The sequence below is a fragment of the Methylobacterium sp. V23 genome, assembly GCF_002917135.1.
Classification (GTDB): Bacteria; Pseudomonadota; Alphaproteobacteria; order Rhizobiales; family Beijerinckiaceae; genus Methylobacterium.
The window spans coordinates 19550-42012 of sequence record NZ_PDHT01000017.1; the positions used below are offsets into that span (position 1 = coordinate 19550).

The window sequence follows — 22463 nt, forward strand, 5'->3', positions numbered from 1 at the left end:
CAGGGTTGCGCCCTCAGGGGCGCTTGGCCAGGAAGTCGAGGACACCGGTCCGATGCGTGCGGTCGCCCACCGCCGTGCTGTGGTCGCGGTTCTGCAGCTCGAGGGCCGTGCCGTTCGGGAACAGGGTCGCCAGCGCCGGACCTGAGCCCGAGACGGTGTCGAGGGTGCCGGTCGTCACCAGGGTCGGTGCTCTGATCTCGGCAACTTCGGCGCGCGACAGGGCCTGGCGCGAACCGCGCATACAGGCGGCCAAGGCCCGCAGGTCGCTCCTCGTCTGCTCGGCAAAGGTCCGGAACGCGGCGGCCGTCGGATTCGGGGCCGGTGCGCCGGGCTCCGCTTCCAGGGCCTCGGCGATCCCGTCCGGCAGGCCCTTGCCCTCCACGAGGTGCAGGCCGAGGCCGCCGAGCAGCAGCGAGCGGACGCGCTCCGGCGCATCGAGGGCGAGGAAGGCGGCGATGCGCGCGCCCATCGAGTAGCCCATAATGTCGGCCTTGGGGATTTCGAGATGGTCGAGCAGGCGCCGCGCATCCTGGGCCATCAGATCCGCGCCATAGAGCTCCGGGTCATAGAGCTTCTGGCTCTCGCCATGTCCCCGGTTGTCGAGCGCGATCGTGCGGTAGCCGGCCTGGGTCAGGGTCCGGACCCAGAGCGTGTTGACCCAGTTCACCGCATGATTCGAGGCGAAGCCGTGGATCAGCAGAACCGGGTCGCCCGACCCGCCGACGGCCGGGACGTCGATATAGGCGAGGGAAACACTGTCGGAATCGAAGCTCTGCATGGTCTCGGGCCTTATCGGTCGGGGCATGGTTCCGCCTCCTTGAACCGCTGCGCGTGCGGACGGAAGCCCCCCGGTGACGGCAGGCCGCAAATGAAAGCGGCGGCAGGGTGCCCTGCCGCCGCGTTTCGTCGAACCGGATCGTTTCGATCGGATCAGAAGGTGATGCCGGTCTCCAGCATGTAGCGCTCCTGCGAAGTCTTCAGGCCGCTGCGGCCGAAGCCGAGGCCGGGCGTGACGTCGTAGAGCTGCACGGTCGAGAACTCGCCGCGGACGAAGTAGCGATCGAAGGTGAAGGTCGGGGTGACCGTGAAGGAGAAGGCCGAGCTGCCGGCGCCGTAGAGCACCGAGGTCTGGCCGAACGGATTGTTGCGATTGCCGCTCTGGCTGATGTACTCGACGCGGCCCGCGAGAGCGAAGTTGTCCGTGAAGGCGTAGCTGGCGAGGAGGGCGCCGCCGATGGTTTCGGCCCCGGCGAGACCAAGGACGGCGTTCTGCTCCACGTTGGTGTACTGGACGTACGGCGTCACGATCCACGGACCGTCCGCGTAGGTGTAGTTGGCGCTGATGATGCTGCTGTTCTGCAGCGAGACCGGCGTGGCGTACTGGAAGCGAAGGCCGCGACGACCGAACGGGTCGGCGAAGTCGAAGTTGGTGTAGCTGGAGAAATGCGTGCCGCCGTTGATGCCCACCGTGTTGGCGGCGTCGATCTTGTAGGTGATCGCACCCGTGACCCAGTTGATCTCGCCGGAATAGAAGCCATCGGTCGCGGCGAACGAGGCGGCCCACGGACCATCCGAGTAGTTCACCTGCACGCCCTGGTTGATCACGTTCTCCTGGCCGAAGAGAAGGCCGCGCGAGATGTTCAGGTTCTGGAAGGTGAAGGGCAGTTCGGAGCCGATGAGGGTTGGCATCCGGCCGCCCTGGATCGACCAGTTGTCGTTGATCACGTACTTGCCGAACACGATCGGCGCGGGGGAATACAGCAGATCCGTCTGGTCGAACGTACCGTAGATCGGCAGGCCGAGGCCGGGGATCGAGTAGGCGCCGAAGGCGGCGTAGAACTGGAACGGACCGTCGGCCTTCTGGATGAAGCCCATCAGGTTCGAGACGTCCACGCGTCCGGCCCGATCACTCGGCAGCGGAGCGGGGGAGAACGTGTACTGGTTGGGCTGGGTGTAGAAGTAGCCCGTCACCGCACCGCCGACATAGATGTCGCCGAAGGCGCCGAGCGTCAGGCAGGACGGGTTCGGGTTCTGCTTGATGACACCGCCATAGGCCGGGAAGGTGATCTCGGCCTTGCACGGCGCGGGCGGGGCGGGAACCGCGAGCACCTTCGCCGGCATGTCGGCCGCAAAGGCGCAGACCGATGACATCAGGACGGCCGAAAGGGCGAGGAGCGAGCGGTGCATGGCGATGGGAACTCTGCGAGAGAATCTGCGTTAGGGCGACGTTCTCAAAGGTTCCCTGTTACGGCAAAGCTATCCTTTGTGCAGACGCCTATTTTTCGGGCAAACTAGGTCGCGCGGACTGGGTTTCAGTCGTGGTGTTGCCACAATGGAACAGGTCTGAGCACCAAACACGGCGGCGAAGATTTGCGCCAGCTTCCCCAGCGCCATGACGGGTCGATCGCATCTGCGATCCACGGTGATGGTCCCGAGGGGTCTGCCGCGCGGATCGGCTCGGGATCCCGCCTGCCTTTCCGTCCGCCCGCGAGACCGTCGCTTGCCGCCGCGCCCGCGCGCTGGCATCAGCACGCACGATGAAAGACACGCAGCCCTACGGCACCTACGCTCCCACTGGCCTCGTCGCGCGGATCGCTCGGCAGACGGGCCGGATCTCGTACGCGAGCTGGGCAGGCCGACGCGTCGCCCTGTTCCTGCGCCGGGTGGCGATCGGGCTGCTGCGCGGTGCGCCCCTCGACGTCGAGCGCTACGGCGCCCGTATGCGGCTCTACCCCTACAACAACAACTGCGAGAAGAAGGTGCTCTTCACGCCGCAGTTCTTCGATCCGGAGGAGCGCGAACTCCTCCGGGCGAAGCTGCAGCCCGGCTGCACCTTCCTGGATATCGGCGCGAATATCGGCGCCTACGCGCTGTTCGTGGCGGCCTTCGCGGGGCCGCGCGCCCGCATCCTCGCCGTCGAGCCGCAGCCGGACGTGTTCGACCGCCTGACCTACAACATCGGTCAGAACCCGTTCGGGACGGTCAAGGCGGTGGCCTGCGCGGTCGCCGACAAGGCCGGCGAGCTCACCCTGTTCGTCGACCCTCGCAACCGAGGCGAATCCAGCTTGAAGATCGTCGGGACGAACGAGGGCGCGCAGATCCGCGTGCCCGCCGTGCCCCTGCTCGATCTCGCTCGCGGAGAGGGCATCACCCGCATCGACGCGATGAAGCTCGATGTCGAGGGCGCGGAGGACCTGATCCTCGAACCCTTCCTGCGCGCCGCGCCCGCAAGCCTCCACCCGCGACTGCTGATCGTCGAGAACGGCACCGACCAGTGGCAGATCGACCTGCCCGCCTTGCTCGAGCAGCACGGCTATCACCGGATCGCCCGGACCCGCCTCAACCTGATCTTCGAGCGGGCCGACTGAGGGGTCCGATCGGTCCTCCCAGGAGGCGCGCCCTAGAGCACCGGAATGGCATCCGCCACGGTGATCCCGGCAGGGTCGATGCGGCAGCGATGGGCGTGCACCACGACGCCGGCGGCCCGAGCCGTCTGGAGCGCCCGGTCGAAGGCGGGATCGAGGTCCCGGGCGGCGTCGAAGCGATCCGCCCACATCTGCACCACGATGATGACCATGGCCCGTCCCCCGGCCTCGACGACGGCCGCGAGGTCCATCATGTGACGGGCGCTGCGGGCGGCGACGCAATCCGGGAATTCCGCAAGGCCGGGCCGGCGCATCAGGTGGCAGTTCTTCACCTCGACATGGCAGGGGGGCACCCCCTCCCCCGTGGCGAGGAAATCGACGCGGCTGGCCTGGGCGTAGCGGACTTCGGGGCGAAGGTTCGTGTAGCCGGCGAGGGACGGCAGGCCGCCGGCGGCGAAGGCCTCCGCCACCAGGGCGTTCGGCCGCATCGTGTTGATCCCGACCCATTGCCGGCCGCCGGGCAGGTCCGCCTCCACCAATTCCCATGAGAAGGGCAGCTTGCGCGTCGGGCTGCGGACGTCGGACAGCAGGGCGCGCGCGCCCGGCACGGCAAGTCCCAGCATCGCCCCCGGATTGGGACAATGGGCCGTGATCAGGGATCCATCGGCAAGCTGAAGATCGGCGAGAAAGCGCTTGTAGCGCCGCACCAGGCGCGCCTCGATCAGGGGCGAAGGGAAGCGCATCGCAGGTCCGGGTTGAGAAACAGGTTGATGCAGGCTCCCGTCGGCGGGGAATCAGGCCGTGGTGAGGCGCCCGGGCTGGTCAGTGCTGACCGGATGCGACAGACTTCGCGGGGCGCGCCCGGGTCGATGACCGGGAAAGCCGTTGTCCGTCCGCGAGGCCGCCATGTTCAATGTGTTCGATCTCCTTCAGGCGCAGGGGGGCGCCAGCGCGCAGGGTTTCGGACGGCAGTTCGGCTTGTCGCCGGAGCAGAGCCTGCGCGCGATGCAAGCCCTGCTCCCGGCCTTGACGATGGGGCTGCAGCGGAACGTCGCCCAGGATCCGACCGGCTTCGCGCATCTCTTCAACCTCGTTGGGCCTGCCGCGTCGAAGGCGTCGAGCGCCACGCCGCAGATGGACATGCTGGTCCAGCAACTCTTCGGCTCGCCCCACCTGAGCCAGGCGGTTCTGCAACAGGCCGCCGCCGTCAGCGGCGTCGCGATGCCGGCCCTGAAGCAGATGCTGCCGATCATGGCGGGCATGGTGGTGGCGGGGATCGTCCACGTCATGATCAACCAGGCGCCCGCCGCAGCGCCGGCGCCGCGCGCGGAGGCGAACCCTTTCGGCTTCCCGCCCAATGCCTGGTCGGAGATGATGCAGGTGTTCCTGAAATCCGGCGGCAGTGCCCCGGAGCCCGCGGCGCCCGCGCCTCAGGTCCGGCCGCGCCCAGCGCGGCTCGCGGCCTCGTCCCGGCCCGAACCGGCCGCGCCGGACACGTCCTCCGCGGAAGCGCCCTTCGACCTGATGCAGCAGATGTTTCAGACGGGCCTGGAGGTACAACAGGAGAACGCCCGCGCGATGCAGCGCCTGTTCGATACCTTCTGGCACGATCCCCGCGACCCGACCGAGACGGCCGGTCACGGGCCCGGCGATCGGCCCAAGACAGGAGGCACCGGGCAGCGCTAGCCGAAGCCGGCATGTGCGGAGACGCAGGCGATCGCGGAGACGCGGGCAATCGACTGACCTGAAGCGTTGCTGTCGAACTCAACACCGCGTTCCACAATCCCCATCGCGCCATTGCGTTGGGCAAGGGGCCTCTAGACAGGAACCCTTGCAGAACACTTACGGAACGTTTAACGTGTTCGTGGTTTGTTTCTGGTGCCACCCGCCGCGATCCGTGGCCCTAACGAAGAGTGCCCTGCATGTTGACGCGTAAGCAGCTGGACCTGCTCCAGTTCATCCAGCTCCGGATGCGCGAGAGCGGCGTTCCCCCGTCGTTCGACGAGATGAAGGACGCTCTCGACCTGAAGTCGAAGTCGGGCATTCACCGCCTGATCACGGCCCTCGAGGAGCGCGGCTTTCTGCGCCGGCTGCCCAACCGGGCGCGGGCGATCGAGGTGATCCGGATGCCGGAGAGCCTGGGCGGGAATTCGGGTACCCCGCGCACCGCACCGGCCCCCGAGGTTCGACGCTTCACGCCGAGCGTGGTCGAAGGCGGTAAAGGCAAGGGCCTGCCGGCCGGCGCATCGGTCTCCCGCCTGCCGACCACGCAAGCCACCGACGAGAGCGGTCGGGCGGTGACCATCCCGGTGATGGGTCGGATCGCGGCGGGTACGCCCATCTCGGCCATCCAGGAACAGAGTCATTCGGTGACGATGTCACCCGATTTCCTGGCCGGTGGCGAGCATTACGCCTTGGAAGTGCGCGGTGATTCGATGGTTGATGCCGGCATCCTCGACGGCGACCTGGTCGTGATTCGCAAGCAGGATACGGCCAATACGGGCGACATCATCGTGGCGCTCATCGACGACGAGGAAGCCACGCTGAAGCGCCTGCGCCGGCGCGGCTCATCCATCGCCCTGGAAGCGGCGAACCCGGCCTATGAGACGCGGGTCCTCGGCCCGGATCGGGTGCAGATCCAGGGACGGCTCGTCAGCCTCGTGCGCCGCTACTGAAGGATTTCTCCGTTCGGTTGTTCACCGGCAGGGTCCAACGGATCGTCGGTGCGCTCGGGGATCGCCGGTAGAGCCGTCGCCGACGGTGGCGACGGTTGCGGGCGTGGTCCCGTCTGATCCGACGGCGGCGGTGACGGGGTTGCACGCCATGGCACGACGTCGCCGGGATGCTTCGCGGTGACGAGGGTCGGCCCATCGCAGGTGAAGCGGATGGCGGTTGCGCCGTGCGATCCCAGGAAATCCCGGTCGACGACGATCGGCGCGGCACAGCCTGCGGGTGCGGATTGCCGGGTGATCAAGATCGTGGCCCGGGCGCAGTCCTCCCCGAGGGCGCGCTTGTCGGTGATCAAGGCGAGCACGCGGCCGTCCGGCGTTGTGAGGGTACAACCCAGGCCATCGCAGCGTGAGCCCTGATACCCCGCGATGTCCTGCACCCTCCGATCGTCGCCATCGGCCTTGAGCCATTGCGCCAGCACGAAGGGGAGCGGCCGTCCAAGGGTGGCGAGGCGCCCGTTGCGCTCGCGGATGGCTGCGCCTGCCCCCTCACGATCGATGTAGATGTCGTAGCGGTCCGGGGCGGCGGCACAGGCCAGGCCGATCGCTGCCGGGATGAGGCCGAGCCAGCGCAGCGAAGAGGCCGGAAGCGTCAGGACGATCAGGGCCACTGCCAGAAGGCCGAGGGCGCCCGTGCCGAAGGCCGGGACCACCACGACGGCGTGTCCGAAGCCCGCAATCCAGGTGGAGATGGCGAGCATCCCCCGCACCGCGAGGCCCATCGCCCACCAGACCGGCTGATCCAGTGCGAACGGATAGGCCAGGATCCCGAGAACCGCCGACGGCATCACCGCCAGGGAGACCAGCGGCAGGGTGAGCGCATTGCCCACCAGCCCGAAGGGCTGCACCGTCTGAAAGTGATAGGTGGCGAAGGGCGCGGTGGCGATCTGGGCCACGAGGGTCGTCGCCAGGGTGCCGATGACCGCGGTGGTCACCAGGGCGAAGATCCGGGGGAGCGGGCCGGCCCCATCGCGCTGCAGCGCGCGTCCCGCGATCAGCGGCGCGCAGGCGATCAGGCCGGCGACCGCCCCGAACGACATCTGGAAGCTCGGGCCGAGGAGGCCGTCCGGCTCGCGGGCCAGGGCGATCAGGGCGGCGATGGCCAGGTTGCGCATGCTGAGCGCCGGGCGGTCGACCAGGATCGCGCCGAGCATCACGAGGGTCATGATCAGCGAACGCTCGGCGGCGATGTCCCAGCCGGAGAAGACGCAGTAGGCCGTGACGCCCACCATGGCGACGGCAGCGGCGATCTTCTTGATCGGCCAGTGCAAGGCCGCGAACGGAACGACGGCCAGGAGTGCCCGCACCAGCCAGAACACCACGCCGGCCGCCAGGACCATGTGGAGGCCCGAGATCGACACGACGTGGTAGATGCCGGCGGCGCGGAGGATGTCGTTGGTCTCCGGGCTGATCAGGCCGCGCTTGCCCGTCACCAGGGCCGCGGCCACCGCCCCGGCTTGGCCTCCGTTGGCGTCGGTGATACGGCGCGTCAGGGCGTTTCGGGCCGCATCCACGGCCGCAGCGAGGCGAACCTGCCAGTCCGCCGGCTCGGCTGACGGCCGCAACGCGACCTTGCCGACGAGGGAGCCCACCGCGCCGATCTCACGGAAGAAGGCATCCCGGGCGAAGTCGTAGCCTCCGGGGCGGGCGGCCTCCGGCGGCGGAAGCAGGCGTGCGGTCGCGGCGATGCGGTCGCCCGGCTTCAGGGTGTTCGCCTTGCGATAGGACACGCGCACCCGGACCGGGCGGACCTGGGCGCCGAGAGTGCCGAAACTCTCGACGCGGATGATCAGGCGTGCCCCCTGCTCCCGCTCGTCCAAGCCTTCGATGGTGCCCACCAGCGGACCGATCGTGGTGCGGGCGAGGATCGGCCCGTCGACCCAGCGGACCCGCGCCGCGGCGGCGGCGAAGCCGAGGAGCGCGGCCATCGCGGCGAGCACCAGGGCCAGACCGAACGGGCGCGCGACGAGGAACGGCGTCGTCGCGGCGAGCAGCGCTGCGGCTGCGAGGGGCGCCAGGAGCGACGGTGTCCCCTGCGTCCCGAGAAAGTACACAAGGATGCCGCCTCCGAACGCGACGGCGAGCCAGGGGAACAGCCGACGCTGCTCGATCTCCCGGCGCCAGCCCGCGCGGAACCAGTCCAGGATCAGCCCGGCGCCCGGTCGACGCGCCGCGAGGTGGCGCGTGATGCGCCCCATCGCCGCCGCCGCACGCGCCTGCGCCATCGCGAAAACCTCCGGGCGTGCGTCCCGGACCGAAAGCGGGCGAGACGCCCTGCAATCTTAGGAACAGGACGATTTCTTAACGCGTGCCCGCGCGCATGCTACACGCGCGGTTCCGGGCCGGTCGATCCGCTTCTCGCCCGTATCACGAGCCATTCAAGTCCAGATTGATGTCGTCAGCCGTCGTCACGCGTTTCGCGCCCTCGCCAACGGGCTACCTCCACATCGGCGGGGCTCGCACGGCCCTGTTCAACTGGCTCTATGCCCGCCGTTTCGGCGGCCGCATGCTGCTGCGCATCGAGGACACCGATCGTGAGCGCTCGACGCAGGGCGCCATCGACGCGATCCTGGACGGCATGCGCTGGCTCGGGCTCGATTGGGACGGCGATGTCATCTACCAATACGCCCGTGCCGCCCGTCACCGCGAAGCCGCCGAGGGCCTGCTGGCCTCCGGGAACGCCTATCGCTGCTACGCGACGCCCGAGGAACTAACGGCGATGCGCGAGGCCGCACGGGCGGAGGGGCGTCCCCTGCGCTACGACGGCCGCTGGCGCGACCGCGACCCGTCCGAGGCGCCCGCCGGCGTGAAGCCCGTGATTCGCCTGCGCGCGCCGACCAGCGGCGAGACCGTGGTGGAGGATGGCGTCCAGGGACGGGTCGTCTGGCAGAACAAGGATCTCGACGACCTCGTCCTGCTGCGTTCGGACGGCAACCCGACCTACATGCTCGCCGTCGTGGTGGACGACCACGACATGGGTGTCACCCAGGTGATCCGCGGCGACGACCACCTCACCAACGCGGCGCGCCAGCGCCAGATCTACGATGCCCTCGGCTGGGAGGCGCCCGCCATGGCGCATATCCCGCTGATCCACGGCGCCGACGGCGCCAAGCTGTCGAAGCGCCATGGCGCCCTCGGCGTCGACGCCTACCGCGACCTCGGCTACCTGCCGAGCGCCCTGCGCAACTACCTCGTACGCCTGGGCTGGAGCCACGGGGACCAGGAGGTGTTCTCCACCGAGGAGATGATCGCCGCCTTCGACCTGAAGGCCATCGGGCGATCGCCGGCGCGCTTCGACTTCGCCAAGCTGGAGAACCTCAACGGCCTCTACATCCGCGGCGCGGCCGATGCGGACCTCGTCGCGGCCATCGACGACGTGTTGCCGGCGCTTGGTCCGGCCCGGGGGATCGCGGTGCCCATGAGCCCGGCCCTGCGCGAGACCCTCACCGCCGCGATGCCGGGCCTGAAGGAGCGGGCCAAGACCCTCGTCGAGCTGCTGGACAGCGCGTACTATCTCACCGCGGCCCGACCCCTGGTGCCCGACGAGAAAGCCAAGGGCTTGCTCGGTGACGAGGCCCGGACGCGCCTGGCCGCCCTCTTGCCGGCCCTCGCGGCGTTGCCCGACTGGACCGCCGCCGCCACCGAGGGCGCGGTCCGGCAGTTTGCCGAGGCGAATGGCCTGAAGCTCGGCCAGATCGCGCAGCCTCTCCGGGCGGCGCTCACCGGCCGGGCGACCTCGCCGCCGGTCTTCGACGTCATGGCCGTGCTCGGCCGGGAGGAATGTCTCGGCCGGTTGCGCGACCAGGTCGACTGACACGCGCACGGCACCCATGGGGCGGTTCGTTTTGGCGTTTGGAGGGGAAGAATGACAAATCGGCCCGGATCTCGCTTCGACGTCGAGGTGAGCCGGGCCGTCGGTTGATGACGGTCCGCCGATCCGCTACCCCCATGCTCGTGTGAGCAAGTGCAGCATGCGCTGCCTTTGCACCCCGGACCCGGGTGGTCGATTGCATCGCCACGCGGGCCGACGCCGCCCCGCTGCCACGAAAGGGTCCAGGTCTCCATGAGCGCCTCCAGCACGATCACCGTGGGCGACAACCACGTCGAACTTCCGATCAAGACCGGCACCATCGGGCCGGACGTGATCGATATCGGCAAGCTCTACGCGAAGACGGGCAAGTTCACCTTCGATCCCGGCTTCACCTCTACCGCCTCCTGCGAGTCGAAGATCACCTACATCGACGGCGATGCGGGCATTCTCCTCTATCGGGGCTACCCCATCGAACAGATCGCCGAGCACGGCGACTTCCTCGAAACCTGCTACCTGATGCTGTTCGGCGAGCTGCCGACCCCGTCCCAGAAGGCGGATTTCGACTACCGCATCACGCGCCACACCATGGTGCATGATCAGATGAACCGGTTCTTCCAGGGGTTTCGCCGCGACGCGCACCCGATGGCGATCATGGTCGCCTGCGTCGGTGCCCTCTCGGCCTTCTATCACGACTCGACCGACATCTCGGACGACCAGCAGCGCATGGTCGCGTCGATGCGGATGATCGCCAAGATGCCCACCCTGGCCGCGATGGCCTACAAGTATTCGATTGGTCAGCCCTTCGTGTATCCGAAGAACGACCTCGACTACACCTCCAATTTCTTGCGGATGTGCTTCGCGGTTCCGTGCGAGGAGTTCAAGGTCAATCCGATCTTCGCGCGCGCGTTGGACCGGATCTTCATCCTGCACGCCGATCACGAGCAGAACGCCTCGACCTCGACCGTGCGTCTCGCGGGCTCCTCGGGTGCCAATCCCTTCGCCTGCATCGCGGCCGGCATCGCCTGCCTCTGGGGACCCGCCCATGGTGGCGCCAACGAAGCGGCCCTGAAGATGCTCGAGGAGATCGGGCACCCGGAGAACGTGGCCAAGTACGTGGCCAAGGCCAAGGACAAGAACGATCCCTTCCGCCTGATGGGTTTCGGCCACCGCGTCTACAAGAACTACGATCCGCGCGCGCGCATCATGCAGAAGACCACCCACGAGGTGCTGGGCCAGCTCGGGATCAAGGATGACCCGCTGCTCGAGGTCGCGGTGCAGCTGGAGCAGATCGCCCTCAAGGACGACTACTTCATCGAGAAGAAGCTGTATCCAAACATCGATTTCTACTCGGGCATCACCCTGAAGGCGATGGGCTTCCCGACATCGATGTTCACGGTGCTGTTCGCCCTGGCCCGCACCACCGGCTGGATCGCCCAGTGGGCCGAGATGATCGAGGACCCGTCGCAGAAGATCGGCCGGCCGCGTCAGCTCTACATCGGACCCGACAAGCGCGAATACACCCCGATCGATCAGCGCGCCTGATCGACGTCACGTCTCGCCGGACAGGCTCCGGCGAGGCGTTGGTTGCCACCGAACGGCGAGGCCGGGGCGAACCGCGACCCGGACCGCCCTAATGCGGGCGGGCACGATCGACGATGGCGCGGGCGGCCGCGAAGGCCGCGTCGGCATCGAGGTCCGTGGTGTCGAGAATGACGGCATCGGTCGCCGCCTTCAGGGGCGCCGTGGAACGCTGCGCATCCCGTGCGTCGCGCGCGACGATATCGTCGAGAATGGCTCCCAGGCTCGCGGCTTCCCCGCGGCGCAGCAATTCGAGGTGCCGGCGCCGGGCGCGTTCCTCGGGAGCGGCCGTGATGAAGAGCTTCACCTGGGCGTTGGGGCAGACCACGGTCCCGATATCGCGTCCATCCAGCACCGCGCCGCTGGCGTCGCCGGCAAAGCGCTGCTGCCACGCCAGGAGCGCGGCCCGCACGGCGGGAACCGCCGAGATGCGCGAGGCTGCCTCGCCCATGGCGCGCTCGCGCAGGCGCGGATCGGCGAGCCGGTCCGCGATCAGGCTGGAGGCGGCCCGCGCCGCGGCCTGATGATCGTCGAGGCTGCGCCCCGAATCGATCACCGTCAGGGCGACCGCCCGGTAGAGCAGGCCGGTATCGAGGTGCGGAAGGCCGTAATGGGCGGCCAGGCGCTTGGCGAGTGTGCCCTTGCCCGAGGCGGCGGGGCCGTCGATCGCGATCACCATCGGCATCGCGCTCAGCCCTCGATCCGGCCGCCGAGGTCCTGCATCGTCGGCAGGAAGCTCGGGAAGCTCGTGGCGATCATCGCGCCGTCATCGACCGTGACCGGCTCCCGGGTGGCGAGGCCCATCACCAGGAACGCCATGGCGATCCGGTGATCGAGATGGGTTGCCACCGTGCCGCCGCCCCGTGCCGGTTCGCCGGTGCCGTGGACCACGAGATCGTCCCCCTCGACGACGTAGGCGACGCCGTTGGCGCTGAGGCCGTCCGCCACCGCCGCGAGACGGTCGGATTCCTTCACCCGCAGTTCGTGCAGGCCGCGCATCCGCGTGGTGCCCTCCGCGAAGGCGGCCGCCACGGCGAGCACCGGGTACTCGTCGATCATCGCCGGCGCGCGTTCCGGGGGGACGTCGACGCCCTTGAGGCGGCTTGCCCGCACGCGCAGGTCGGCGACGGTCTCACCGCCCTCCTCCCGCTCGCGCAGGCGCTCGATCTCGGCGCCCATCTCGATCAGGGTGGTGATGAGGCCGATCCGCAGGGGGTTCATCATGACGCCTTCCAGCGTCACCTCGGAGCCCGGGACGATCAGCGCCGCGACCAGGGGGAAGGCCGCCGACGAGGGATCGGCCGGCACGACCACCTTGGTGCCCCGCAGTGTGGGCTGTCCCGTGAGCGTGATCGTCCGCCCGTGTCCGTCGGGGCCGTGCGGCGTCACCGTGACCTCGGCGCCGAACAGGCGCAGCATCCGCTCGGTGTGGTCGCGGGTGGCCGCCGCCTCGATCACCGTCGTGGTCCCCGGAGCGTTTAGGGCGGCCAGCAGCACCGCCGACTTGATCTGCGCCGAGGCCACGGGCGTCTCGTAGGTGATGGGGATCGCCTCGCGGGGGCCGCGCAGGGTCAGGGGCACGCGGCCCCCCGCCTCCTCGCTCACCACCTCGGTCCCCATCCGCACCAGCGGATCCAGGATGCGGCGCATCGGCCGCTTGCGCAGGGAGGCATCGCCATCGAAGGTCGCGGTGACGGGCTGGCCGCCGACGACGCCCATCATCAGGCGCGAGCCGGTTCCGGCATTGCCGAAATCGAGCACATCCTCGGGATCGCTGAGACCGCCGATCCCGACGCCGCGCAGGCGCCAGCGCCCCTCGCCCACCCGCTCCACGTCGGCCCCGAGGGCCTTGGCGGCGGCCGCGGTGCGCAGGACATCATCGCCCTCGAGTAGGCCCTCGACATTGGTCTCGCCGATGCTGAGCAATCCGAGAATCATCGCGCGGTGCGAGATGGACTTGTCCCCCGGAGGCCGCAGGCTGCCCTGGAGGGGCAGGCCCGCATGAGCGGTCAGGGGGTGTGGCGGGGAATCATGGGACACGGGCGTCGACTTTTCGGCTGGGCGCAGGAGCGCCTGCGGGCTGGGCAGGCGCGCCGATCATGGCGCCGGTTAACATGCGTCGCCGCTGCCGTCATCCGATGGGCGTGCATCCCGGACGGTCCGGCCCCGAAAACGCTCGTGGACGGCCGAATACGGGCGCAGAACCTACGCAATCCGCAAGAGAATTTGACAGGAGCGTCCCACGCGACTAACGGGGCGCCTCTCCCAAAAGATCGCACGTACTAGAGGTTCGCCCGTGGCCAGACCGGAACTCGGCTTGAAGCGTCAATGCATGAGCTGCGGCGCCAAGTTCTACGACCTCGACAACGATCCGCCGACCTGCCCGAAATGCGGAACGATCTATCAGGTCGCGGCAGCGTCGAGCCGCGCCGCCCCGGCCCTCGCGGCCCGTGCCAGCGCCGTTCCGGCGGATGACGACGAGGATACGGACGCCGAGAAGGGCGGTCCGGAGATCGTGTCCCTCGACGAGGTCGAAGCCGCCGAGGATGACGCGGATACGACGACCGAGGACGTCGACGGCGACAGCAACGACGATACGGATGACACCTTCCTCGAGGAAGAGGACACCGGTGACGACGACGTGGCCGACCTGATCGACGGCGATATCGAGAACGACGAGGAAAGCTGACGCGCGAGCGCCGCCTCCGCCCGCCGTCAAAAAAGTTTGCCGGCGGGGCACAAAGGGGGTTGAGGCTGCGGACAAGCCCCAGTACATGACCGCTATCGGCGGCGGGCGACGCGCCCGCCGACGAAGACCACCCCGGGATTTCCAGATGTCCGGTGTGTTGAGAGTGGGGCCTTAGCTCAGCTGGGAGAGCGCTTCCATGGCATGGAAGAGGTCATCGGTTCGATCCCGTTAGGCTCCACCAACTCTCTCTCAGACGACGATCCCGCGCATTGCCGCCGCCGCTCGATGCATCCGCGTCGCGCGGTTTCGTGCATTTGGCCCCTGTATGGCGAACGCCTCACGATCGGTGAGGAAATCGCCGGGGCCGCGAAATAGGGGTTGAGGCGGCGGCCCGATCCCAGTATGCCACCGCCATCGCCGGTGCGGCTTAGGCCTCTCCGGTGCGGACGACCACCTCGGGGGATCCAGAACCCGGGTGTTGAGAGTGGGGCCTTAGCTCAGCTGGGAGAGCGCTTCCATGGCATGGAAGAGGTCATCGGTTCGATCCCGTTAGGCTCCACCAAACTTCCCCGCGACGTCTTCCCCGCGACGTGCCCCGACATCGACGTAGACCTTTCCGCACGTGCTGCGTATGGCGGTGCGGTGCGCGCCCGTGCAGCGGCCACGACGGTGCGCGGTGCGGGTGAATTGGACGTGGTTCGGTGTTCATGGCGACGTCCCTCCCCGGCGACCCGGGCCCGACCCCTGCTGCGGCGACCCTCCTCGGAGACCTGTGTGACCGCCTCCGGGCCGGGCCGAGCGCCACGGCGGTTCTGGAGGACTGGTGCCGCGCCCGAGGGCTCGCCCAGGCACCAGGCCTCATCGCGCACCCCGTCGCGGCACCGGAGCGTCCGGCGAGCCCGGCGCAGCGGGAGCGCCTCGCCGTGCCGCGCGACGCGCTGGTGCGCTACCGCCGGGTCCGCCTGACCTGCGGCGCTCTTGTGCTGTCGGAGGCGGAGAACTGGTACGTCCCATCGCGCCTGACGCCCGCGATGAACCGGTTGCTGCAGACCAGCGAGGTGCCCTTCGGCCGCGTCGTGCACGACCTGTCGCCCACGCGCCGCAACCTGTCCCTGCGCCTCCTCCCTGCGGGGGACCGTCCGGACACCGCCGGGCTTGCCGAGCCGCTCTTCGCGATCGAGGCGCTCCTGCTGCGGGCGGATGGACAGCCTCTCTGTGAGGTCGGCGAGGTCTATACCGGCGCCGTCCTGGCCCGTCCCTGAGGCGGCGCCGCCACCGTCCTGGCCCGCCCCCGAGGCGCTGCCGCCGCCGTCCTGGCCCGTCCCCGAGGCGGCGCCGCCGCCGTCCTGGCCCGTCCCCGAGGCGGTGCTGCCGCCACGGCCGACCGAAGGTCTGGCCAGTGCGGAAGGCGCAGGCTATGCCCCTCGCCCGATCAACGCGAAGGGCAAGGACTTCCTACATGGCGATCACCGGACGGGTGTTGCGGAGCGCAGGCTGCGGATGGGCGATCGCTCTTGTGCTGGGCGGCGCGGCCTCGGCCCAGCAGGGGCGGGACGCCACGGGGCTTTGGCTGACGGAGACCGGGGTTTCGAAGGTGCGGATCAGCCGCTGCGGCAACGGCTATTGCGGGACGCTGGCGAGCGTCGCGGGTCCGGGGCTCGACGCGAAGAACCCTGACCCGTCCCTGCGCTCCCGCAGCCTCGTCGGCGTGCAGATCATGAACACCCGTACCGCCGGCGCGAGCGGCTACGAGGGCACGCTCTACAATCCCAACGACGGCAAAACCTACGCCGGCACCCTGACGATCAAGGGGCCGGACATCGTCGAGGTCTCGGGCTGCGTGATGAGCGTGTTCTGTAAGAGCCAGACCTGGAAGCGCGTGAACTGAGCGCTTGCCGCCCCTCCGGACGGGGTGGAGGGGCGGTCTCGTGAGAATCAGGCTGTGAGCGCGGCGCGGATCGCGTCGATGGCCGCCTGGGCCCCCGCGCCCTCGGGGCCGCCGGCCTGGGCCATGTCGCGGCGTCCGCCGCCGCCCTTCCCGCCGAGATGCCCCGCACCGGCCCGGACCAGGGCCACGGCGTCGTAGCGCTCCGTCAGGTCCGGGGTGACGCCGACCACGAGGCCGGCCTTGCCGTCGGGGGCGACGCCCACGATCGCGACGATGCCGGAGCCCAGGCGGGTCTTGCCCTCGTCGGCGAGGCTCTTGAGATCGCGCATCTCGACGCCCTCGACCACCCGGGCCATGACCTTCACGCCGGCGATCTCGGCGATGCCGTCGTCGCTGCCCGCTCCCGCGCCGCCCATGGCGATCTTCTTGCGCGCGTCGGTCAGGTCGCGCTCCAGCCGGCGGCGATCCTCGATCAGGGCCGCGAGGCGGTCCGGCACGTCCGCGGTGGCGGCTTTCAGCAGCCCGGCGATCTGGGCAAGCGTCCGGCTCTCGTCGGCGCGGTGGCGCCGCGCGGCGTCCGCGGTCAGGGCTTCGATGCGCCGCACGCCGGCACCGACCGCGCTCTCGGCCACGACCGAGACCTGGCCGATCTCGCCCGTGCGTCCGGCGTGGGTGCCGCCGCAGAGCTCCACCGAGAAGGCCTTGGAGCGCCCGCCCGCGCCCGCGACCGGCGCGCCCATGGAGACCACGCGGACCTCGTCGCCGTACTTCTCGCCGAACAGCGCGCGAGCGCCGGATTCGATCGCCTCGTCCACGGCCATCAGCTTGGTGACCACCGGCGTGTTCTGCAGCAACACGGCGTTGGCGATGTCCTCGACGGCGCGGATCTCGGCCTCGTCCATGGGCTTCGGGTGGCTGAAGTCGAAGCGCAGGCGATCGGGGGAGACGAGGGAGCCCTTCTGGGCGACGTGGTCGCCGAGCACCTGGCGCAGGGCCTCGTGCAGCAGGTGCGTCGCCGAGTGGTTGGCCCGGATCGCGGCGCGGCGGCCATGGTCGACGGCGAGCTCCACGGCCTGATTGAGCGACAGCGTGCCCTCGTCCACCGTGACGTGGTGGACGAAGAGCTCACCGAGCTTCTTCTCGGTGGCGGTGACCCGCGCCGTCAGGCCGGCCGCCGACAGGGTGCCGCTGTCGCCCACCTGTCCGCCGGACTCGCCGTAGAACGGGGTCTGGTTGACGAGGACGAGGCCGGTTTCACCCGCCTTCAGGCTCTCGGTCTCGGCGCCATCGCGCAGCAGGGCGGTGACGATGCCCTCGGCGCTCTCGGTCTCGTAGCCGAGGAACTCCGTGGCGCCGACGCGCTCCTTCAGGCCGTACCAGACCGTCTCGGTGGCGGCCTCGCCCGAGCCCGTCCAGGCGGCGCGGGCGGCCTTGCGCTGGCGCTCCATGGCCTGGCCGAAGGCGTCCGTGTCGACGCCGATGCCGCGCGCCTTCAGGGCGTCCTGGGTCAGGTCGAGGGGGAAGCCGTAGGTGTCGTAGAGGGTGAAGGCCGTCTCGCCCGAGAGGTTCTGGCCGCTGCTCAGGTCACGGCTCTCGGCGTCGAGGATCGCGAGGCCGCGCTCCAGGGTGCGGCGGAAGCGGGTCTCTTCCAGGCGCAGGGTCTCGCCGATGAGGCCCTCGGCGCGGGTCAGTTCCGGATAGGCCTGGCCCATCTCGCGCAGGAGTGTCGGCACGAGGCGGTACATCATCGGCTCGCGCGAGCCGAGGAGCTCGGCGTGGCGCATGGCGCGGCGCATGATGCGGCGCAGGACGTAGCCGCGGCCCTCGTTGCCGGGCAGCACGCCGTCGGCCACGAGGAACGCGGCGGCGCGCAGGTGGTCGGCGATGACCCGGTAGGAGGCGACGTTGCCGGGCTCGGGCGGGCGACCGACCGCGTGGCTGACGGCGTCGATGAGGGCGCGGAAAAGGTCGGTGTCGTAGTTGCTCTTCACCCCCTGGAGGATCGCCGCCATGCGCTCCAACCCCATGCCGGTGTCGATGGAGGGGCGCGGCAGGGCGAGGCGGTTGCCCGGCTCGACCTGCTCGTATTGCATGAACACGAGGTTCCAGAACTCGAGGAAGCGGTCGCCGTCCTCGTCGGGCGAACCGGGCGGGCCGCCCTGGAGCGTCGGGCCCTGGTCGATGAAGATCTCGGAGCACGGGCCGCAGGGGCCGGTATCGCCCATTTGCCAGAAATTGTCGGAGGTGCCGATGCGGATGATGCGGTCGTCCGAGAAGCCCGCGATCTTGCGCCAGAGATCGGCGGCCTCATCGTCGTCGGCATAGACCGTCACCAGCAGCCGGTCCTTCGACAGGCCGAACTCCTTGGTGATCAGGTTCCAGGCCAGCTCGATCGCCCGCGGCTTGAAGTAGTCGCCGAAGGAGAAGTTGCCCAGCATCTCGAAGAAGGTGTGGTGCCGGGCGGTGTAGCCGACATTGTCGAGATCGTTGTGCTTGCCGCCGGCGCGGACGCATTTCTGCGCCGTGGTGGCCCGGTCGTAGGGCCGCTTCTCGACGCCCGTGAAGACGTTCTTGAACTGCACCATGCCGGCATTGGTGAACATCAGCGTCGGGTCGTTGCGCGGGACGAGCGACGACGACGGCACCACTTCATGGCCCGCTGCCGCGAAGTAGTCGAGGAAGGTCGACCGGATCTCGTTGACGCCGCTCATCGCATCACAACTCTGTCGTAGGGTGCCGCCGGAGGCGGACGCGCCGGGCTGTCGGTCGCGCACGCATGCCGCGCGCGGAGCGCCCCGCCAGTTCGGAGTGTCCCGCGCTGGCGCACTCATAAGGAGCGTTCCGGCGCAAGTCACGGTCGTTTCGCTTTTGCGCACGGTCGAGCTAGGAACGCATCCCGCCCCTTCCCAATACGGACACCCGCGATGCCGGTCGAAATACGCCTTCTTGCCTGGTCCTGCCTGCTCGGTCTGGTCCACATCATCGCCGCCTCCGCGAGCGGCGTGCAGCAGCGGGGCGGCTTCAGCTGGGCCTCCGGCAACCGCGAGGGGCCGACGCCCACGGTGACGGGCGCCGCGAGCCGGCTCGAGAAGGCGTCGAAGAATTTCCTCGAGACCTTTCCGATCTTCGCCGCCCTCGTTCTCGCCTGCGTGGCGACGGGCCGGCACAACACGGCGGTGGTCCTCGGCGCCTACCTCTACTTCTTCGCCCGGCTGGTCTACCTGCCCGTCTACGGCTTCGGCATCCCGAAGGTCCGCTCCCTGGTCTGGCTGGTCTCGATCGTCGGCATCCTGTTCGTGCTCTGGGGCCTGTTCATCAAGCTCCTGCCCTACACGCCCTGAGGATTTTTCCCGCCGGCGCGCCGTGAACCCCGGCCTTCGCCCTCCCCTTGCCGGCGCGCCCGGCAGGCGCATATCGTCGGGGCTCAACCGCCCCGATCATGCGGGCGGACTTCGGGAGACATCCATGCGATCGGTCCTCACCGCAACGCTGCTCGCCGGCTGCGCCGCGCTGGCGTTCACCGCCGGCGCCCTCGCGCAGGGGGCAGCCCCCGCCGAGACCAAGGCCAAGGCCGACGCCCTCGAGAAGCTCACGGGGATGCAGAGCACCGGCACCGCGGAAGCGCCGGAGATCCCGCAGACCGGCCGGCGCGCCGATGCCCTCCGCAAGACCCTGTCCAAGATCAAGCTGCCCGAGGGCTTCAAGATCGACCTCTACGCCGTGGTGCCGGATGCCCGCTCGATCGCGGTCGGACCCAATGCCGGCGTGCTCTTCGTCGGGACGCGCAAGAGCAAGGTCTACACGGTGACGGACCGCGACAAGGATCGCGTGGCCGACGAGGTTCGCGCCTTCGCGGCCGGCATCGATTTCAAGATCCCCAACGGCGTCTGCTTCTCGAAGGACGGCGTCCTGACCATCGTCGAGCAGAACCGGGTCCTGTCCTTCCCGGCGGCGGAATTCTTCTACGAGAGCCCCGACGTCGCGGCCGGCGTGCTGGTGAAGCAGGGCGACCTGATCCCCGCCGCCGAGGAGAGCTACAATCACACCGCCCGGATGTGCCGGGTCGGGCCCGACGGCAAGACCTACATCTCCCTCGGCCAGCCCTATAACGTGCCTCCGGCGGCCAAGCGCGACCTCTACGCCAAGGCCGGCATCGGCGGCATCATCCGCATGGATGCCGATGGCAAGAACCGCGAGGTCTACGCCACCGGGATCCGCAACTCGGTGGGCATGGACTTCAACCCCGCCGACAAGGCGCTGTGGTTCACCGACAACCAGGTCGACGGCATGGGCGACGACATCCCGCCCGGCGAGCTGAATCGCATCGCCAAGGCCGGCGAGAACTTCGGCTTCCCGTGGTTCGGCGGCGGGCATGTCCGCACCGTCGAGTACAAGGACGAGACGCCGCCGAAGGACGTGGTGTTCCCGCAGGCCGAACTGCCGCCCCACGCGGCCGATCTCGGCATGACCTTCTATAACGGGCGCATGTTCCCCGACACCTACAAGGGCGGCATCTTCACCGCCGAGCACGGCTCCTGGAACCGGACCCAGCCGCTCGGAGCCCGGATCATGTTCGTGCCCGTCGACAAGGATGGAAAGGCCGGCGCCCCGAAGCCCTTCGCGGAGGGTTGGCTGACGCAGGACGGCGAGTATCTCGGCCGCCCGACCGACGTCGCGGTCCTCCTGGATGGCTCGCTCCTCGTCGCCGACGACACGGCGGGCGCGATCTACCGCATCTCCTACGAGGCCAAGTAGCCATGAAGCCCAGTAGCGCGCGGCCCAGCAGCGTGTGGTCGAGGAGCGTGCGGCCGGTCTCCCGAACGGCCCGGCCTGTCCGGGCGGTTCTCCTCGGCGTCCTGTCGATCCTGCTCCTGCCCACGGGGGCGTGGGCGGGGGACGCCAAGGCCGGCCGCAAGGCGGCGGTCGCCTGCCAGACCTGCCACGGCCTCGACGGAGTCTCGAAGCTTCCGGAGGCTCCGAACCTGTCGGGACAGGTCGAGCCCTACCTCGTGAAGGCCCTGACGGAATACCGGGACGGCACGCGGCGCAACGAGATCATGAACGTCGTGGCCAAGCCCCTCAGCGACAGCGAAATCGCGGATCTGGCAGCCTACTACGCAGCCATCCAGGTCGACGTTCTGCCTCCGGGCTGAATCGAGATGTCCTGAACGAAAAAGGCCGCCGGGCGACGTGCCCGGCGGCCTTTCTCTGGTTCGGAGCGCCGCGCGACCCGGTCCCGGGCGCGCGAGCGAACCCCTCAGGCCTCACCCTCGTCGAGCTCGTCCTCGGTCGGCTTGGCGTTCTCGAGGATCTTCTCGGCTACGAGGCCGGAATTCTGGCGGATCGAGGCCTCGATCTTGTTCGCGATCTCCGGGTTGTCGCGCAGGAAGCCCTTCGAATTCTCGCGGCCCTGGCCGAGGCGCTGGCTGGCATAGGAGAACCAGGCGCCGGACTTCTCGACGATGCCGGCCTTGACGCCGAGATCGATGAGCTCGCCGACCTTGGAGACACCCTCGCCGAACATGATGTCGAACTCGACCTGCTTGAACGGCGGCGCGACCTTGTTCTTCACGACCTTGACGCGGACCTGGTTGCCGATGGCCTCGTCGCGATCCTTCAGGGTTGAGACGCGGCGGATGTCGAGGCGCACGGAGGCGTAGAACTTCAGCGCGTTGCCGCCCGTGGTGGTCTCCGGGCTGCCGTACATCACGCCGATCTTCATGCGGATCTGGTTGATGAAGATGACCATGCACTTCGAGCGCGAGATCGAGCCGGTCAGCTTGCGCAGGGCCTGGCTCATCAGGCGGGCCTGAAGGCCGGGCTGCGAATCGCCCATCTCGCCCTCGATCTCGGCGCGCGGCGTCAGGGCCGCCACCGAATCGACCACCAGCACGTCGATGGCACCCGAGCGCACCAGCGTGTCGGTGATCTCCAGGGCCTGCTCGCCCGTGTCGGGCTGCGAGATCAGGAGATCGTCGAGCTGCACGCCGAGCTTGCGCGCGTAGACCGGGTCGAGGGCATGCTCGGCGTCGACGAAGGCGCAGACGCCGCCCTTCTTCTGGGCCTCGGCGATGGTGTGCAGGGCGAGCGTGGTCTTGCCCGAGGATTCCGGACCGTAGATCTCGATCACGCGGCCGCGGGGCAGGCCGCCGACGCCGAGGGCGATGTCGAGGCCGAGCGACCCGGTGGAGACGACCTCCACCTCCTGGACCTTGTCGTTCTTGCCCAGGCGCATGATCGAGCCTTTGCCGAAGGCCCGCTCGATCTGCGACAGCGCGGCGTCGATCGCCTTCGCCTTGTCCTTGTCCACCATCGGGGATTCCACAACTTTCAGCGCGGGCTGGGCCATTCGTCGGCATCCTTATGCATGGGGGCGGTGCAAGGCTCAATGCGCCTCGGTTGC

Annotated in this window: 19 protein-coding genes and 2 tRNA genes; 13 read left to right on the forward strand and 8 right to left on the reverse strand. The window is 69.1% G+C overall.

Annotated features, from left to right (window positions below; all coding sequences use genetic code 11):
* Positions 1-13: 13 nt before the first annotated feature.
* Both CRT23_RS16615 and CRT23_RS16620 read right to left on the reverse strand, forming a co-directional pair.
* Positions 14-778 (reverse strand): alpha/beta hydrolase, encoded by a 765-nt coding sequence (locus CRT23_RS16615; RefSeq protein WP_103710564.1) that lies wholly within the window; start codon positions 776-778, stop codon positions 14-16.
* Between the two features lie 152 nt (positions 779-930).
* Positions 931-2187, reverse strand: coding sequence for an outer membrane beta-barrel protein (locus CRT23_RS16620; protein WP_055951236.1), 1257 nt, complete (start codon positions 2185-2187; stop codon positions 931-933).
* Between the two features lie 350 nt (positions 2188-2537).
* Between CRT23_RS16620 and CRT23_RS16625 the strand changes: the two genes are divergently transcribed.
* Positions 2538-3368, forward strand: a complete 831-nt coding sequence (locus tag CRT23_RS16625) for an FkbM family methyltransferase (protein WP_103710565.1) — start codon at positions 2538-2540, stop codon at positions 3366-3368.
* A 32-nt stretch (positions 3369-3400) separates the two neighbouring features.
* On the opposite strand, the gene sfsA is transcribed toward CRT23_RS16625, so the two are convergent.
* Positions 3401-4108: a DNA/RNA nuclease SfsA gene (gene sfsA, locus CRT23_RS16630; RefSeq protein WP_103710566.1), complete on the reverse strand. Its 708-nt coding sequence runs from the start codon at positions 4106-4108 to the stop codon at positions 3401-3403.
* 163 nt (positions 4109-4271) lie between these two features.
* On the opposite strand from sfsA, the gene CRT23_RS16635 reads away from it, so the two are divergent.
* Both CRT23_RS16635 and lexA read left to right on the forward strand, forming a co-directional pair.
* Positions 4272-5051 (forward strand): DUF937 domain-containing protein, encoded by a 780-nt coding sequence (locus CRT23_RS16635; RefSeq protein ID WP_146056409.1) that lies wholly within the window; start codon positions 4272-4274, stop codon positions 5049-5051.
* Positions 5052-5287: 236 nt separating this feature from the next.
* A complete protein-coding gene (gene lexA, locus CRT23_RS16640) occupies positions 5288-6040 on the forward strand; it encodes a transcriptional repressor LexA (protein WP_103710568.1) in 753 nt (250 codons plus the stop codon).
* Here lexA and CRT23_RS16645 read toward each other — a convergent pair.
* Positions 6034-8319, reverse strand: coding sequence for a ComEC/Rec2 family competence protein (locus CRT23_RS16645; protein WP_103710569.1), 2286 nt, complete (start codon positions 8317-8319; stop codon positions 6034-6036). The genes lexA and CRT23_RS16645 overlap by 7 nt on opposite strands.
* A 167-nt stretch (positions 8320-8486) precedes the next feature.
* Between CRT23_RS16645 and gltX the strand changes: the two genes are divergently transcribed.
* Positions 8487-9908 (forward strand): glutamate--tRNA ligase, encoded by a 1422-nt coding sequence (gene gltX, locus CRT23_RS16650; RefSeq protein WP_103710570.1) that lies wholly within the window; start codon positions 8487-8489, stop codon positions 9906-9908.
* Positions 9909-10157: 249 nt separating this feature from the next.
* A complete protein-coding gene (gltA, locus tag CRT23_RS16655) occupies positions 10158-11447 on the forward strand; it encodes a citrate synthase (protein ID WP_055951254.1) in 1290 nt (429 codons plus the stop codon).
* An 88-nt stretch (positions 11448-11535) separates the two neighbouring features.
* Here gltA and cmk read toward each other — a convergent pair whose 3' ends face one another.
* The gene (cmk, locus tag CRT23_RS16660; protein ID WP_103710571.1) at positions 11536-12168 is read right to left on the reverse strand and encodes a (d)CMP kinase; all 633 of its coding nucleotides are present in this window, start codon (positions 12166-12168) and stop codon (positions 11536-11538) included.
* A gap of 5 nt (positions 12169-12173) precedes the next feature.
* Positions 12174-13523: a 3-phosphoshikimate 1-carboxyvinyltransferase gene (aroA, locus tag CRT23_RS16665; RefSeq protein ID WP_055951263.1), complete on the reverse strand. Its 1350-nt coding sequence runs from the start codon at positions 13521-13523 to the stop codon at positions 12174-12176.
* A 256-nt stretch (positions 13524-13779) separates the two neighbouring features.
* Here aroA and CRT23_RS16670 point away from each other — a divergent pair, with 256 nt between their 5' ends.
* From CRT23_RS16670 to CRT23_RS16690, 5 genes are all read left to right on the forward strand, one after another.
* Entirely contained in the window at positions 13780-14172 is a 393-nt protein-coding gene (locus CRT23_RS16670; RefSeq protein WP_082512985.1) for a TIGR02300 family protein, read from the forward strand.
* A gap of 165 nt (positions 14173-14337) precedes the next feature.
* Positions 14338-14413: transfer RNA gene (locus CRT23_RS16675), tRNA-Ala, on the forward strand.
* A gap of 245 nt (positions 14414-14658) precedes the next feature.
* A tRNA-Ala gene (locus CRT23_RS16680) sits at positions 14659-14734 on the forward strand.
* 145 nt (positions 14735-14879) lie between these two features.
* Positions 14880-15434, forward strand: a complete 555-nt coding sequence (locus tag CRT23_RS16685; RefSeq protein WP_245436301.1) for a hypothetical protein — start codon at positions 14880-14882, stop codon at positions 15432-15434.
* A gap of 197 nt (positions 15435-15631) precedes the next feature.
* Positions 15632-16060, forward strand: a complete 429-nt coding sequence (locus tag CRT23_RS16690; protein WP_082512986.1) for a DUF2147 domain-containing protein — start codon at positions 15632-15634, stop codon at positions 16058-16060.
* A gap of 47 nt (positions 16061-16107) precedes the next feature.
* Here CRT23_RS16690 and alaS read toward each other — a convergent pair whose 3' ends face one another.
* Positions 16108-18771 (reverse strand): alanine--tRNA ligase, encoded by a 2664-nt coding sequence (gene alaS / locus CRT23_RS16695; protein WP_055951269.1) that lies wholly within the window; start codon positions 18769-18771, stop codon positions 16108-16110.
* A gap of 213 nt (positions 18772-18984) precedes the next feature.
* On the opposite strand from alaS, the gene CRT23_RS16700 reads away from it, so the two are divergent.
* The 3 genes from CRT23_RS16700 (at position 18985) to CRT23_RS16710 (ending at position 21213) form a co-directional block, all read left to right on the forward strand.
* Positions 18985-19401: an MAPEG family protein gene (locus CRT23_RS16700; protein ID WP_103710572.1), complete on the forward strand. Its 417-nt coding sequence runs from the start codon at positions 18985-18987 to the stop codon at positions 19399-19401.
* 124 nt (positions 19402-19525) lie between these two features.
* A complete protein-coding gene (locus tag CRT23_RS16705; protein ID WP_055951275.1) occupies positions 19526-20815 on the forward strand; it encodes a PQQ-dependent sugar dehydrogenase in 1290 nt (429 codons plus the stop codon).
* Between the two features lie 2 nt (positions 20816-20817).
* Positions 20818-21213 (forward strand): cytochrome c, encoded by a 396-nt coding sequence (locus CRT23_RS16710; protein ID WP_103710573.1) that lies wholly within the window; start codon positions 20818-20820, stop codon positions 21211-21213.
* A 104-nt stretch (positions 21214-21317) separates the two neighbouring features.
* Here the strand turns inward: CRT23_RS16710 and recA are convergent, their stop codons facing one another.
* Positions 21318-22409 carry a recombinase RecA gene (recA, locus tag CRT23_RS16715; protein ID WP_055951278.1) on the reverse strand — a complete coding sequence of 364 codons (1092 nt, stop codon included), beginning with the start codon at positions 22407-22409 and terminating at the stop codon, positions 21318-21320.
* Positions 22410-22463: the final 54 nt, after the last annotated feature.

Excerpts from the sequence above, each read along its gene's own strand:
- CRT23_RS16615 (WP_103710564.1), bottom strand. The coding sequence starts at position 778 with ATGCAGAGCTTCGATTCCGACAGTGTTTCCCTCGCCTATATCGACGTC.
- CRT23_RS16620 (WP_055951236.1), bottom strand. The coding sequence starts at position 2,187 with ATGCACCGCTCGCTCCTCGCCCTTTCGGCCGTCCTGATGTCATCGGTC.
- CRT23_RS16625 (WP_103710565.1), top strand. The coding sequence starts at position 2,538 with ATGAAAGACACGCAGCCCTACGGCACCTACGCTCCCACTGGCCTCGTC.
- sfsA (WP_103710566.1), bottom strand. The coding sequence starts at position 4,108 with ATGCGCTTCCCTTCGCCCCTGATCGAGGCGCGCCTGGTGCGGCGCTAC.
- CRT23_RS16635 (WP_146056409.1), top strand. The coding sequence starts at position 4,272 with ATGTTCAATGTGTTCGATCTCCTTCAGGCGCAGGGGGGCGCCAGCGCG.
- lexA (WP_103710568.1), top strand. The coding sequence starts at position 5,288 with ATGTTGACGCGTAAGCAGCTGGACCTGCTCCAGTTCATCCAGCTCCGG.
- CRT23_RS16645 (WP_103710569.1), bottom strand. The coding sequence starts at position 8,319 with ATGGCGCAGGCGCGTGCGGCGGCGGCGATGGGGCGCATCACGCGCCAC.
- gltX (WP_103710570.1), top strand. The coding sequence starts at position 8,487 with ATGTCGTCAGCCGTCGTCACGCGTTTCGCGCCCTCGCCAACGGGCTAC.
- gltA (WP_055951254.1), top strand. The coding sequence starts at position 10,158 with ATGAGCGCCTCCAGCACGATCACCGTGGGCGACAACCACGTCGAACTT.
- cmk (WP_103710571.1), bottom strand. The coding sequence starts at position 12,168 with ATGCCGATGGTGATCGCGATCGACGGCCCCGCCGCCTCGGGCAAGGGC.
- CRT23_RS16685 (WP_245436301.1), top strand. The coding sequence starts at position 14,880 with ATGGCGACGTCCCTCCCCGGCGACCCGGGCCCGACCCCTGCTGCGGCG.
- CRT23_RS16690 (WP_082512986.1), top strand. The coding sequence starts at position 15,632 with ATGGCGATCACCGGACGGGTGTTGCGGAGCGCAGGCTGCGGATGGGCG.
- alaS (WP_055951269.1), bottom strand. The coding sequence starts at position 18,771 with ATGAGCGGCGTCAACGAGATCCGGTCGACCTTCCTCGACTACTTCGCG.
- CRT23_RS16700 (WP_103710572.1), top strand. The coding sequence starts at position 18,985 with ATGCCGGTCGAAATACGCCTTCTTGCCTGGTCCTGCCTGCTCGGTCTG.
- CRT23_RS16705 (WP_055951275.1), top strand. The coding sequence starts at position 19,526 with ATGCGATCGGTCCTCACCGCAACGCTGCTCGCCGGCTGCGCCGCGCTG.
- CRT23_RS16710 (WP_103710573.1), top strand. The coding sequence starts at position 20,818 with ATGAAGCCCAGTAGCGCGCGGCCCAGCAGCGTGTGGTCGAGGAGCGTG.
- recA (WP_055951278.1), bottom strand. The coding sequence starts at position 22,409 with ATGGCCCAGCCCGCGCTGAAAGTTGTGGAATCCCCGATGGTGGACAAG.